Raw genomic sequence first — 13,176 nt, forward strand, 5'->3', positions numbered from 1 at the left:
TGCGAGTGCTTCTCTGGGTGCTTCAGCAAATGGTTTTCTGAGTGCTTCTGTTCGACGAGTCTCATCAGTACCAAGACCTCAGCCGCAGCCATGTCATGCCGCGCGCAGGACGCTCTGTGTGACCGCCATGGCTTGCGCCATCGCGCTTCCATCCTGTCGCAGCTTGGTGATGAGCGCCGCGCCGAGCCACATGTGATACAGGAGTTCGGCCGCCTCCCGAGCCCGGATCTCCGGCGAAAGCGAGCCGTCTGCCTGGCCTTCTTCAATCACAGAAGCAAGACGCACCATCAAACGGTCGACGCCGTCGCGCAACACCACGCGCATCTCATCGGACAGGTCGCCGACTTCCGCGCTCAGCTTCACCACCAGACATTTTTCGTCGCCGTCCTGATCGAGCTGCTCCTGCTGCCAGGCAGCCCAATAGCTCAGCAGCTTGTCCCGGCCGTTGACACCGGGCCGACCGAACAGTTCGTCGAGACGGACCGCGTAGTCGGCGACGTACTGCTGCAGCAACTCGCTGCCGAACGATTCCTTCGAGCCGAAGTAGTGATAGAACGAGCCCTTCGGGATCTCGGCGGTCGTCAGAATCTCGTTCAGCCCGACCGCGACAAAGCCCTTGCGTGCGATCAGCGCGCGCCCGGCGTCGAGGATGTGCCGGCGAATGTGGGGATGGCTAGCTCTCATAGGAAGCGGATTATGGCCTCAATTAGACCAGTCGTCTAGAGCGCATTTTGGCGACTCGATCGTGGCCGCTTTGCGGGACGGACACACTGCTGTCATGCCCACGCCATAACAACGCGTCACCCTGAGCATGAGCTGTTCCGTCCTCACCCAGGAGACATGCCATGTTGACCGCCCGCGTTGGAATCGTGTCGCAATCCGCCGCCGTACCTTACACCGATGTCGTCCGTGTCGCGCAGGCACTCAACCTGCAGCTCAGCCGCGATCTCGCCCCGATCTGGAACGTGTCGGGCACTGTCGTCGCGCTCGAATCCACCGATCATCTCGACCCAGGCGTCTGGCCGGTTTACGTGGTGGACGAAGTTCAAGCGGGGGCCGCCGGTTTTCACCTGACCGAGCACAACCAGCCGTTCGCGGTTGTCCTGGCCGGCAATACATGGTCGCTGTCGGCGAGTCACGAGATACTCGAAATGCTGGTCGATCCGGGCGGCAACCGCCTCACCGCGGCCAATGCGGTGACGATCGTCGACAACGAAGTGCAGGACGGTGACGGCAAAGTCGAATATCTGGTCGAGATATGCGATCCGCCCGAAGACGCAACCTGCGCCTATCTGATCGACGACGTGCTGGTCTCGGACTTCTACACGCCTAACTATTTCGACCCTGCCGGCACGTCGGGCGCACGCTACAGTTTCAGTGGCAAGATCACGCGGCCCCGTCAGGTGCTGCCTAATGGCTACCTCACCTGGTTCAACCCGCAGAACAACAAGTTGCAGCAGGTCAGGCATTTCGGCGCACCCGAAATTATCGATCTCGCATCCGGGCAACCCGGTGGCGGATCGCTGACGGGCGGACGGTCGTTGCGCAGCTTCGTCGACAGCCTCACGCAGTTGCCTCAGCCACTCTCGCAATTGAAAGCCAGCGCGCCGGCGGTGGAACGGCGAGACGCGCGCCGCATGATATTCGCCAGTGCGTTGCCAACCGGCGCGGCCCTTTTCTCGGCGGCCCTCGCTCGCCTCAAGACAGACTCTGCCGACACCACCGGTTCTGCACGGGAGACCCCGGCGATCGATATCCGGACCATGCTCGACACGCACGCCGAGTCGTTCCGGCAAGAGGGCGTGCTCTCCATGCGTAGCGGCTTGCAATGGCCGGCGCCTGGACGCGCTGTCATGCGTGCCATTGTCGTCACCGTGGCGGCGGACAGGCTCACAGCACTGCAAACTGCGCTGCCGAAGCAGATCGACGGCGTACCCGTCGATGTACGCGCTGCCGACACCATGGAATCGATGCAGGCGCTAGACCCCTCGCGATATTGCGCACTGGCTGAAGCTCGCCATGAACTGCGGCAGCCCGATTTCGCGGACCAGGTGTTTTTCGATAGACAAGGCAACGTACTCGCGAGTCCGCCTGCGCCGCTCCAGATGTTCCTCGCTGCCCGTGCGCGCAAAGAGGAGATTCCGTACACACCGGCGCCCGGCGCGAGTCTCGATGCGGTGACGGAACAGGTCTCGCTGGTACTGCACGTGAGTCCCGATGCCGGATGGGCGGAGCTATCGAATTTCATCGCCGGCGTTCGCGAAGAACTGGTGGTGGGAATGTACGACTTCACGTCCGAGCACATTCTGACCGCAGTCGAGTCCGCGTTTTCCGGAGGCCAGAAGCTGACGCTTACGCTCGACCATCCCGCGAAGAATCCCACGGCCGACCAGACCGATGAGCAAACCCAGGCCGATCTCTCGGCCAAGCTCGGCGGGCGCTTCGCCGGCACCTGGGCGCTCACCAATGCCGACCCGAAGGCACCCGTCTGGATCTATCCGAACGCGTATCACATCAAGGTCGCCGTGCGTGAAGACGATACTTTCTGGCTCTCTTCGGGCAACTGGAACAACAGCAATCAGCCGGAGATCGATCTCTCGGACGTGGCTGCCGCGCGCAAGCTTGCCGAGAAGAGCGATCGGGACTGGCATGTGATTGTCACGAGCAAGGCGTTGGCGAGCACGTTTCGCTCGTTCCTGCAGAACGACTATGCGGTCTCTCGCGACGCGATAACTCAAGCCAAGGCAATGGGGATGGATATTCCGGGAGCCGGGACCGCCGCTCTCGACGTTCCGATCGAAGCGTTTGCAGCCGGCAAAACCCCGCGCCAGTTCTTCGCGCCGAAGACGCTGAGCGATACCGTACAAATCCAGCCGCTACTGACGCCCGATAACTATCAGCCGCATGTTCAGGCGCTCATCGAGTCCACCCAGCAGCGCTTCTACATGCAGACCCAATATATCCATCCGAGCGGACACCCGGACGATGCACAACATGACGCGTTGATTGCGGCGGTTAAGGCGCTCATCGACCGTGGCCTCGACGTGCGTCTGATCACGAGTCAGTTTCAGAACGACGCATGGGTCGAAAAGCTGGTCGCGGCGGGCGTGCCGTCGTCGGTGCTGCGCCGGCAGGCGAACGTTCACAACAAAGGAATCGTGGTCGACGGAAATGTCGTCATGGTCAGCAGTCAGAACTGGTCGGCGGACGGCACGCTGCGCAATCGCGATGCGGGGCTGATCATTCATAGCGCCGATGCCGCCGCCTATTTCGAGCAGATTTTCCTGCACGACTGGAATTATCTGGCTTCGCCGGTGGGGAGCTGAGGAGGCTGGCGAAGCTCGCCTGTCAGGTTCTGGAAACCTGCTCTGCAAAAACGGAAGCGGCACAACGTGCCAGGCGGATTCGTTGGGAAGCGGCTGGCGGTTCGACGTAATTTGTCCGTCACCTGCCAGCAATATGGCGATGTCATGATGATGCTTCGTACCCGCCCCGACGGCTCGAGAACTTGCAGCCGGATGCGCTGCAGTCCGACACCGCCCGGGCGGGCACGCCTTCCTCTAAACCCTGCATCGGCCGGGTTTAGCCCTTCGCGGGACGCCCCGTCTTCACCGTCTCGAGCGACGACACCGCGGCCAGCAGGCGCTGCGGTGCTGCCGACTCCAGCATCATCAGGCCTGCTCGCAACAGCTCGCTCTTCTTCACCGGCACGCCGGCGTCGAGACACTTCTGCTTGAGAGACGCGATCATGTCGTAGTCCGATTTCGGCATCGTGAAGCTGTCGCGCACGACTTTCTCTTTCTTTGGCTGCTTGGCTTTCCTGGCTTCCGGAGCGCTGGCAGGCGCGGCTTCCGCAGTCGCGGAACGCTTCGGCTTGGCTGCTTTCTTGGTGGTTTGCGCCGCTTCGGCAGTTGGCGCGGGCTTGGTTTTGGCTGCTTTCTCGACGACAGGCTTTGCTTCCGCCACTGCCGAGGACTTCGCTTTAGCTGCCTTCTTGACGACAGGCGCCGCTTCAGCCGTTGCCGAGCGCTTCGCTTTGGCTGGCTTCTTGACGGCGGCCTTCGCTTCCGCAGTCGCCGCGCGCTTCACTTTTTTAGCGGCTTTCTTGACGACCGGCGTTGCTTCCGCGGCGGCCGCGCGCTTCGCTTTGGACGCCTTTTCAACGGCAGGTGCCGCTTCCGCCGGCTGCTCCGCCGCGACTACCGGCTCGGCGCCATCTACTGCGTGCTTGGACGAACTCTTGGGGAAGTGGAACGCCTTCTTGGTGTGCTCTTTCGTAACGGGTGTTGTCATGTGGTCTCTCCGTGTTGATAACCGTATAAACAGTATATACCGTTTATTTTGCTATCGGACACGGAGCGGCATAGGCTGCCGTTTCAGTAATCGACTTACATAACAAGGGAAATAAAACTGTTCCGTGCCGGAACACGGACAACGCCTTGCATCAACGTAAAGTCGAACGCTCCGGTAACCGCGGCACGATGCTGTTACGCAATTGCGCCGCGGCCAGGGTTTTACGGCTTACTTCAGACGCGCCTGCAACTCGTTGGCAAGCTGCCTGGTTGCGGCTTTGGTCGGCGCGTCGTTGGCGAGTGCATTAAGCAAGCCAAAGTCGTGGATCGTGCCGTTGTAGCGAACCGTCGTGACTTCATCGCCCGCAGCGTCGAGTTTGCGACCATAAGCCTCGCCTTCATCGCGCAATACGTCGGACTGCGCTACCTGGATCAGCGCCGGCGGCAAGCCCTTCAACTGATCACCTGAAGCACGCAGCGGTGAAGCGTAAATCTCATTGCGCTGCTTCGGATCCTTTGTGTACGCATCCCAGAACCACTTCATCATCGGCCGGGTCAGGAAGTGGCCTTCCGGGTAGGCGTTGTACGAGCCGTCGCTGAAATTGTTGTCCGTCACCGGCCACATCAGGCCTTGAAAGCGGATTGCAGGGCCCAGCTTGTTCTTCGCCATCAGGGACACAACCGCGGCCATGTTGCCGCCGACGCTGTTGCCCACTACCGCGAGGCGGCTGCCGTCCACACCGATTTCATTGCCATGTTCCGCGACCCATTTGGTGGCCGCGTACGCCTGATTGATCGCCACCGGGTAACGCGCTTCGGGCGACGGCGTGTAATTGACGAACACCGCCACAGCCCCGGATTGCACGACGAGGTCGCGCACCAGTCTCTCGTGCGCCTGGAAGTCCCCAAGGATCCAACCGCCGCCATGGAAGAACATGAAGACCGGCAGCGTGCCCGTGGCGCCTTGCGGCCGTACGATCGTGATCGGCACGCTGATGCCGTCCTGCTCGATGGTCTTGTTCGACACCTCGATGCCGGACAGATCGACCTTCACGCTGTTCTGCGCGCCGACCAGCACCTGACGCGCCTGCGCCGGTGTCAACGTGTTGATTGCCGGTCCTGTGCCGCTGTTCAACGCATGCAGGAACTGGCTGGTCACCAGATCGGGCGAGGCGGGTGTTGCCGGGCTTGCGGCGATGGCGAGGGTGGCGCTGGTTGCAAGTACAGCGGCCAGCAGCAAAGGCTTGAAGGTCTTCATGATTTTTTCCAGGTTCGTGATGGTGAGAGACTGAGGCTTAGACGACCGTCAGGGTGACGTCGATGTTGCCGCGGGTGGCGTTGGAGTACGGGCAGACGATGTGCGCCTTGTCGACCAGTACCTGCGCCGCTTCGCGTGCCATGCCGGGCAGGGAGATCTTCAATTCCACTTCGATGCCGAAGCCGTTCGGGATCAGGCCGATGCCGACGCTTCCGTCAATCGAGACGTCCGCGGGGATGGCGATCTTGTCGCGGGCGGCGACGAATTTCATCGCGCCGAGGAAGCAGGCGCTATAGCCGGCCGCGAAGAGCTGTTCCGGATTGGCGCCCTCGCCGCCCGCACCGCCCAGTTCTTTCGGCGTGGTCAGCTTGAAATCGAGGTTGCCTGCTGGCACCACGGCGCGGCCATCGCGGCCACCGGTGGCATGAGCTTGAGCGCGGTAGAGGACTTTTTCGAGTGACATGGTGAGGCTCCTTACAAGAGTGAGTGATCGAATTTACTATCTACTACTAGATAGATTAATCCGCAAAATTAAACTGACAAACCAGACTTTTCCTGGCTACTACATACTCTCCACTTATCTATCTACTCAGAGATAGATAAGTGCGCCAACAAAGAGGCGGCGTACCGCCTCATACCTGATTACCTGACTACCGCGGTGCGAGCTTCACTTCGCGATCCGCACCGTCGCCTCGACGTCTTCGAGCCGGGCCTTGGTGTGGAACAGACGGCTTGCGAGCACACTGCCCTGAAAAGCCGCGTACAGCGCCCGCGCCGCGTTTTCCGGTTTGCCGTTCACCGCCAGCGTCCCTTCCTGCACGCCTTGCGCGAGAACCTTGGCAAGCCAGTTTTCGTTCGCTTTAAAAAATCCCTGCACGGCCTGGCGGATGTTGTCGGGCAGTGATTCGATGTCTGCAGCCAGCATGCCGCACAGGCAGATCTGATTGCCGTCACCGAGAGTCCTGCCGAACAGCTTCGCGTACTTGCTCAGCTTTGTGTCCGCGGCCAATGAAGCGTTAATGCCATGGAGCGCGCCCAATACCTCGTTGCTGTACGCATTAACCGCCTCCAGAACCAGATCGTCTTTCGACGGAAAGTAGTAATGGATGCTCGAGGTTTTTACGCCAACCAGACTGGACAGATCACGGTAACTGAACCCGTTGTAACCACGCAGCATGATGAGCGTGATTGCGTGGTCGAGGATCTGTTCGCGCACTGTCGTTGTCGGTTCCATGGGCTGAACTATATCTACTCATAGATAGACTGTCAAGCGCCTTCGCAATTTTTTAACCGACGCGACGTGGTTACCAGACATGAAGGCAGCGCCGCTGTGGCATAGACTGTTTTCTGTCGCCGGCTCAACCGTTGCCTATCCTGCGAAATACCGTGGGAGACAGGATCCGCATCTGGCACCTCCGGTGGCGCTGAAAACGGCATTCCGTCTATCCTTTGTTCCCGTTGGTCGACGAGATCTCATCATGGAATATATCGAAAGCCTACGCATTTTCCGGTCGGTGGTCGAACTGAAGAGTTTCACCCGCGCGGCGGATATTCATGGGCTGGCCCGGCCGGCGGTGTCGCGGGCAATCGCGGGGCTGGAAGAGCGAATCGGATGCCGGCTGTTAAACCGGACGACCCGGCAGGTCTCGCTCACCGAAGCCGCGGAACGATTCTACGAAGGCTGCGTGCGTATCCTGGACGACCTGGATCTACTCGAAGCGGACGTAGCCAACCAGACACGCGAAGCGGGTGGCGTCTTACGCCTTGTCGCCCATACGACGGCGACGGTAAGCCGGCTGGTTCCCCTGATCGCCGGATTCAAGCGGGCCCATCCGAAGGTCACGCTCGACGTGACGCTGACGGAGCGGCCCGTCGACCTGGTCGGCGACGGGTTCGACCTTGGCCTCGTTCTTCCGTACATGCTGACGAGCGAAACGACGGTCGTGCGCCTGCTCGAGCGCATTCCGGTTGTGATCGTCGCGACGCCGCAGTATCTGCAGACATCGTCAACACCGGGAGATCCATCGGAACTGGCCGAGCATCTTTTTGTGCCGATGTCGCCGTCCATTCGCCGCCCCGCCATCGGCTTCCGGATTGGCGAGGACGAGCTGAGCGTTCCGCTTCGCTTCGATGTTTCGTCGAACAGCCCCGCCTTCAACCTCGAAATGGTGCTGCAGGGTTTCGGAATCGGTGTCGTGCCAGCAGCGCTTGTAGAGAATGAATTGGCCTCGGGAAAGCTCGTCCAGTTGCTTACCGGTTCGCAGCTTGTCGACAACAGCGTCGAAATCCAGCTCGCTTACAGCAACCGGACCCTGCTGCCTGCCAAGGTGCGTGCATTTATTGACTATGCGGCTGCCTTCTTCGAAACGCTGGCGACATCGCGCTAATCGAGAAAAGACGACCTGCGAAGCGCGTCGCAAACAAAAAAGGGCGGGATGAGTCGCCGCTTTCGGTGTTCGGTGCTGAGGCCGACTGGATCTGGCCCACGCTGTGCACTCCCCGTCGGCGCCCAGCCCCATTCCCCGTTGCTCCCCGGGCGATTGGTGCACGAAACGACAACAAACTGATAATCCGGCCAGCATCGCTTCCCGGCGGGGGCCGCATTACTCTGTGCGTATGCACTCAAACGATCTTCCGGACGACGACTGTTTCGCTCTTCGTCAAGCCTCCCGACATATTTCAAAGCTCTATGAGCGTCATTTGTCTGAGGCCGGCATCACGCCCACGCAGTTCAGCGTCCTCAAAACGCTGAGTCGTTGTACGAATCTGACGATGGCCGAGTTGGCCAAAGCGATGGTGATGGACAGAACGACCCTCGTTCGAGCGCTTAAACCCCTGCTTCGGCGTGGCCTCGTGGTTGCTCCTGCCGAACCGCAAAGCAATCGGCGACTGCGAGTCGTACTCACCAGAAGAGGGATAACGAAGCTCGACGAAGCGGCCGCTCATTGGGCAACGGCGCAGGCCAGTTTCGAACGTAGTTTTGGCCCGCAACAGGCAGCGCATCTGCGAAGTGAACTGTTTCGCATGACGAGCTACCTGTCCGAAAGATAACCACGACGCAACAGATTGATTCACTGCGGTAGATCGATCAGTGAAAAATTAAACGCTAATGTGTGCATATGCACTTCAAGTGAAGCAAAGACATACAACCCAAATGAGCCAAAGGAAAACGGAAACCATCATGAACCACGACCGACCCCAGCTCCGAGCGAGCGCATGGGCTGCCACGATAGCCTCGGCGGTGGCGGCGCTTGGCCTCGCCGGATGCGTCAACTACGCCGGCATCAAAAGCGACAAGCAGATTGCCCCGCCCACCCAGTATGAAACGAAGGAGAGCTTGCCTGCCGAGGGCGGACAGTGGCCTGCAATGGATTGGGCCAAGCAGTTCGGCGATGCGCAGCTGCCCAGGCTGATCGACGAGGCACTGGCCGGCAATCCAACGATCGATCAGGCACGTGCACGCATTGAGAAAGCCTCTGCCTCAGTCGGCACGGCCCATTCCGCACTCTATCCAAACGTGACGGGAAGCTATTCATGGACGCGCGAGCGCTATAGCGACAATGGGTCTGCTCCACCGCCGGTCAACGGCACCTGGCAGAGCGAGAACAACGTGCTCGCCAGTGCTTCGTTTGATCTCGACCTGTGGGGCAAGAATCGCGAACGGCTTCGTCAGTCTGTCTCGCAGGAGAAGGTCACCGAAGCCGAAGCCGAGCAGGTGCGCATCTCTTTGGCCGCGTCGGTGGCCAGCACCTACAACCATCTTGCGCAGCTCTATGCGTTGCGTGATATCGAGGCTCGCGAAGTGAAGAATCGCGAGGATATCGGCCGAATCACAGATGGGCGCGTGGGTGCGGGGCTCGACACCAACGTTGAGCGGCAGACCGCATACGGCGAAACCGCAACGAGCCGCTCCAGCGTCAGTGACCTCGATGGACAGATCACGACCGTCCGCTACCAATTGGGTGCCCTGCTCGGCGAAGGACCGGATGGCGGCCTCAAGATCGCCAACCCATCGCTTGGAGAGGGCGCCGGCGTCGCGCTTCCCGACAACCTGCCCGCCGACCTGATTTCGCGGCGCCCGGACATCGTTGCGGCCTATTGGCAGGTGGATGCAGCAATCCACGATGTAAAGGAAAAAAAGGCCGAGTTCTTTCCGGACGTCAATCTTTCCGTATCAGCTGCACTGGACGCGTTTGGCTGGGGGCGATTCCTGACGGCTGGAAGCGGCCAACTTCAGGCAGGACCCGCGATTCATCTTCCTATCTTCGACGCTGGTGCGCTGCGCGCCCAACTGAAGGGCCGCTACGCGGACTTCGATTACGACGTCGCGACGTACAACCAGACGTTGATCAGCGCTTTATCCGATGTTGCCACGCAGGTCACGCAGATCCACTCGGCCGACCGTCAACTGGTCGATGCGCAGCAGGCCCTGGATGCACAGACCAAAGCCTACCAACTGGCGCTCGTTCGATACAAGGCTGGCTTGAATCAACAACTGCAGGTACTGAACGCCGACGACAACCGGCTCGCAGCCGAAACAGCTGTCGTGAACCTCGAAATGAATCGCCGCGGCATGCAAATCGGGCTGATCAAGGCACTAGGCGGCGGATTCGATGCTTCGCAGGCTGGCCTTGCCGCAAACACGGAGACACCGATTCCTGCGCCGTCCGGCAGCACGGCAACTCACTGAACGACCAGATCGGCACTCGGGCGTATCGGCCTGAGCGCGACCATCAAACTTTATTGGAGCTACCCATGAACGCACCTCAGTCATCGTCGGATAAAGAGCCGGAAAAGAAGCCCGGCAAACGCAAACTCCTGCTCTCGCTGCTTGTCGCTTCGCTCGCGATCGCAGGCGCTGCGTATGGCGCTTTCTATTTCGTCGACGCCCGTCATCACGTGGATACCGATGACGCATACGTCAACGGCAACGTCGTGCAAATTACGCCGCAGGTCACGGGAACCGTCATCGGGGTCAATGCGGATAACACGCAAATCGTCAGGAAGGGCGAACCGATCGTCCAGATCGATCCAGCGGACGCCAGGATTGCGTTGCAACAGGCCGAGGCCAATCTGGGCCAAACCGTTCGCAGAGTCCATGGCCTATATGCCGACGACGACAGATACCGCGCAGATATCGCTGAACGCCAGTCGGATCTTTCGAAGGCACAGGACGATCTGAAGCGCCGGCTTGCCACTGGCATGACGGGGGCGGTGTCGGACGAGGAAATCTCACATGCACGTGACGCGGTCCGGTCGGCTCAGGCTTCGCTTGAGGCAGCCCGGCAGCAGCTTGGCGCCAATCGCGCGCTGACGGCCAACACGTCGGTCGAGAAGCATCCGGACGTACTGGCAAGCGCCGCCCACGTTCGCGACGCCTACCTGGCTTATGCGCGCACCACGTTGCCGGCCCCCGTGACCGGATATATCGCGCAGCGCTCGGTTCAGGTCGGGCAGCGCGTGTCACCCGGCGCAGCGCTGATGTCGGTGGTGCCGCTAGAGCAGGTCTGGGTCGATGCGAACTTCAAGGAGTGGCAGCTTCGTCACATCCGGGTTGGGCAACCAGTTGAGCTGACAGCCGACGTCTACGGCTCCGCGGTCGTCTATCACGGCAAGGTGGTGGGCTTTACGCCAGGCACTGGTTCGGCACTGGCGCTGCTGCCGGCGCAGAACGCGACGGGTAACTGGATCAAGGTGGTGCAGCGGCTGCCGGTGCGCATCGAGATTCCACCCGCGGAACTGGAAAAGCATCCGCTGCGAGTGGGTCTGTCAATGAACGTGGATGTCAACGTCAAGGACCCTGCCGGCGCCCAACTCGGTACGCAGTCTACGTCCGCCGATAAAACCGACGTTTTCGCAAAGTACGGCGACGAGGCCGATGCCGCGATCGCGCGGATCATCGCCGAAAACGAATGACCGCCGCTCATTGGACCGCGGCACGTGAAAGATGCCGCGCCTTTCTTGCCAGACACAGGACAGCCGTATCACCATGAACACCAACCATCCCAATCACCCGCCGCTGACCGGGGCGACACTCGCTCTGGGTTCCCTGAGCGTTGGTCTCGCGGGCTTCATGACCGTGCTTGACTCATCGATCGCCAACGTCGCCATTCCAACCATTTCCGGCAACCTCGGCGTATCGGTCGACGAAGGCACGTGGGTCATCACCGTTTTTGCCGCTGCGAATGCAATCGCGATTCCGTTGACTGGCTGGCTGACGCAGAGGCTGGGGCAGGTCCGGCTGTTCGTCGGCTCGATATTGTTGTTTGTGTTCGCATCCTGGCTGTGCGGTATCGCGCCAACGTTGCCGATCCTGTTGCTTGCGCGTGCGCTGCAGGGAGCTTTTGCCGGGCCGCTCATCCCGATGTCGCAGGCGTTGCTGCTCAGTTCGTGGCCAAAGGCGAAATCCTCGCTGGCACTCGCGCTGTTCTCGATGATCGTGGTGACCGGGCCGATTGTCGGGCCGTCGCTCGGCGGCTGGGTAACGGACAGTTATAGCTGGTCGTGGATCTTCTATATCAACATCCCGGTCGGGCTGTTCGCCGCCGCGATGGTCTGGCTTCTCTATCGCAAGCGCGATACGCCGGCCAGAAAGCTGCCAATCGACGTTGTCGGGCTGGTGCTGCTCATTGTTTGGGTCGCGTCGCTTCAGGTGATGCTGGACAAGGGCAAGGATCTCGACTGGTTCTCGTCGAGCACGATCGTCGTGCTGGCTATCGTTGCCGCAGTCGGGCTCGCGGCATTCATTATCTGGGAGCTGACGGAAAAGAATCCGATCGTCGACTTGACGCTGTTCAAGCAGCGCAACTTCCTCGGCGGCACCGTTTCGATTGCCGTGGCGTATGGCATCTTCTTCGGCACGCTGGTGCTGCTTCCGCAGTGGATGCAGGAGTATCTGGGATATCGGGCTGTCGACGCAGGGCTTGCTACGGCGCCACTGGGCATTTTCGCGGTGATCGGCGCCCCCATCATGGGCAAGATTCTGCCGCGTTCCGATGCGCGCATTATCGGCACGTTCGCGTTTATCGGATTCGCGATTGTCTACTTCATGCGCACGTATTTCTATACCGACATCAGCGAGGGATACATCATCCTGCCGACCCTGTTGCAGGGTATTCCGATGGCGCTGTTCTTTGCTCCGCTCACCGTGATCATCCTGTCAGGACAGCCGCCCGAAAAGGTGCCGGCCGCGGCCGGGCTGTCCACCTTCGGACGCGTGTTCTTTGGTGGTATTGGTACGTCGCTGGCGAACGTCGTATGGAACAACCGGACGATCATGCATCATGAAATCCTGACGCAGCAGTCGAGTCCGACTAACCCGATTTTCAATGCGCAAATGAACACCTACCACTCGGCGCTTGGCCTGAGCCAGCAGGCTTCGTATGCGTTGTTCGATCATACGGTGCAGTCGCAGGCCGCCATGTTGGGGCTGAATGACGTGTTCTATGGAGCCGCGATCATCATGATCATCATCATTCCGCTCATCTGGATCACGAAGCCAGGCAAGGCTGGCGGTTCGAGCGACGCGGCCGCGGCTGCGCATTGAAAGGCGGTCCGGTACCGTCGTCCGTACCGGACACCATCCCACAAACCGTATAGGTACTGTACCGGCGTGGTTCGCTAGAA

At 60.4% G+C, this 13,176-nt stretch carries 11 protein-coding genes; 6 read left to right on the forward strand and 5 right to left on the reverse strand.

What is annotated here, in order from left to right; genetic code table 11:
• Positions 1 to 93: 93 nt before the first annotated feature.
• The gene (locus M0D64_RS05475) at positions 94 to 684 is read right to left on the reverse strand and encodes a TetR/AcrR family transcriptional regulator (RefSeq protein WP_054040336.1); all 591 of its coding nucleotides are present in this window, start codon (positions 682 to 684) and stop codon (positions 94 to 96) included.
• A gap of 161 nt (positions 685 to 845) precedes the next feature.
• Between M0D64_RS05475 and M0D64_RS05480 the strand changes: the two genes are divergently transcribed.
• On the forward strand, positions 846 to 3,326 hold the full coding sequence (locus M0D64_RS05480; protein ID WP_266256916.1) for a phospholipase D-like domain-containing protein: 2,481 nt from the start codon (positions 846 to 848) through the stop codon (positions 3,324 to 3,326).
• 256 nt (positions 3,327 to 3,582) lie between these two features.
• On the opposite strand, the gene M0D64_RS44855 is transcribed toward M0D64_RS05480, so the two are convergent.
• The 4 genes from M0D64_RS44855 to M0D64_RS05500 all read right to left on the reverse strand — a co-directional run bounded on the left by M0D64_RS44855 (position 3,583) and on the right by M0D64_RS05500 (position 6,784).
• Positions 3,583 to 4,293 (reverse strand): hypothetical protein, encoded by a 711-nt coding sequence (locus tag M0D64_RS44855; protein ID WP_308101809.1) that lies wholly within the window; start codon positions 4,291 to 4,293, stop codon positions 3,583 to 3,585.
• 228 nt (positions 4,294 to 4,521) lie between these two features.
• Entirely contained in the window at positions 4,522 to 5,550 is a 1,029-nt protein-coding gene (locus M0D64_RS05490; protein WP_266256917.1) for an alpha/beta hydrolase, read from the reverse strand.
• A gap of 37 nt (positions 5,551 to 5,587) precedes the next feature.
• On the reverse strand, positions 5,588 to 6,013 hold the full coding sequence (locus tag M0D64_RS05495) for an organic hydroperoxide resistance protein (protein ID WP_154567433.1): 426 nt from the start codon (positions 6,011 to 6,013) through the stop codon (positions 5,588 to 5,590).
• Positions 6,014 to 6,217: 204 nt separating this feature from the next.
• On the reverse strand, positions 6,218 to 6,784 hold the full coding sequence (locus M0D64_RS05500; protein WP_171927849.1) for a TetR/AcrR family transcriptional regulator: 567 nt from the start codon (positions 6,782 to 6,784) through the stop codon (positions 6,218 to 6,220).
• 244 nt (positions 6,785 to 7,028) lie between these two features.
• Between M0D64_RS05500 and M0D64_RS05505 the strand changes: the two genes are divergently transcribed.
• From M0D64_RS05505 to M0D64_RS05525, 5 genes are all read left to right on the forward strand, one after another.
• Complete coding sequence (locus M0D64_RS05505) at positions 7,029 to 7,937, forward strand: LysR family transcriptional regulator (protein WP_266257006.1); 909 nt, start codon at positions 7,029 to 7,031, stop codon at positions 7,935 to 7,937.
• A 229-nt stretch (positions 7,938 to 8,166) separates the two neighbouring features.
• Positions 8,167 to 8,601 carry a MarR family winged helix-turn-helix transcriptional regulator gene (locus tag M0D64_RS05510; RefSeq protein ID WP_154567440.1) on the forward strand — a complete coding sequence of 145 codons (435 nt, stop codon included), beginning with the start codon at positions 8,167 to 8,169 and terminating at the stop codon, positions 8,599 to 8,601.
• Positions 8,602 to 8,731: 130 nt separating this feature from the next.
• Positions 8,732 to 10,240 carry an efflux transporter outer membrane subunit gene (locus M0D64_RS05515; protein ID WP_266256918.1) on the forward strand — a complete coding sequence of 503 codons (1,509 nt, stop codon included), beginning with the start codon at positions 8,732 to 8,734 and terminating at the stop codon, positions 10,238 to 10,240.
• 65 nt (positions 10,241 to 10,305) lie between these two features.
• A complete protein-coding gene (locus M0D64_RS05520) occupies positions 10,306 to 11,466 on the forward strand; it encodes an HlyD family efflux transporter periplasmic adaptor subunit (RefSeq protein WP_266256919.1) in 1,161 nt (386 codons plus the stop codon).
• Positions 11,467 to 11,539: 73 nt separating this feature from the next.
• Positions 11,540 to 13,096 (forward strand): DHA2 family efflux MFS transporter permease subunit, encoded by a 1,557-nt coding sequence (locus tag M0D64_RS05525; protein WP_154567437.1) that lies wholly within the window; start codon positions 11,540 to 11,542, stop codon positions 13,094 to 13,096.
• Positions 13,097 to 13,176 lie beyond the last annotated feature (80 nt).

Origin of the sequence: Paraburkholderia sp. WS6 (assembly GCF_030464835.1) — a bacterium.
Classification (GTDB): Bacteria; Pseudomonadota; Gammaproteobacteria; order Burkholderiales; family Burkholderiaceae; genus Paraburkholderia; species Paraburkholderia madseniana.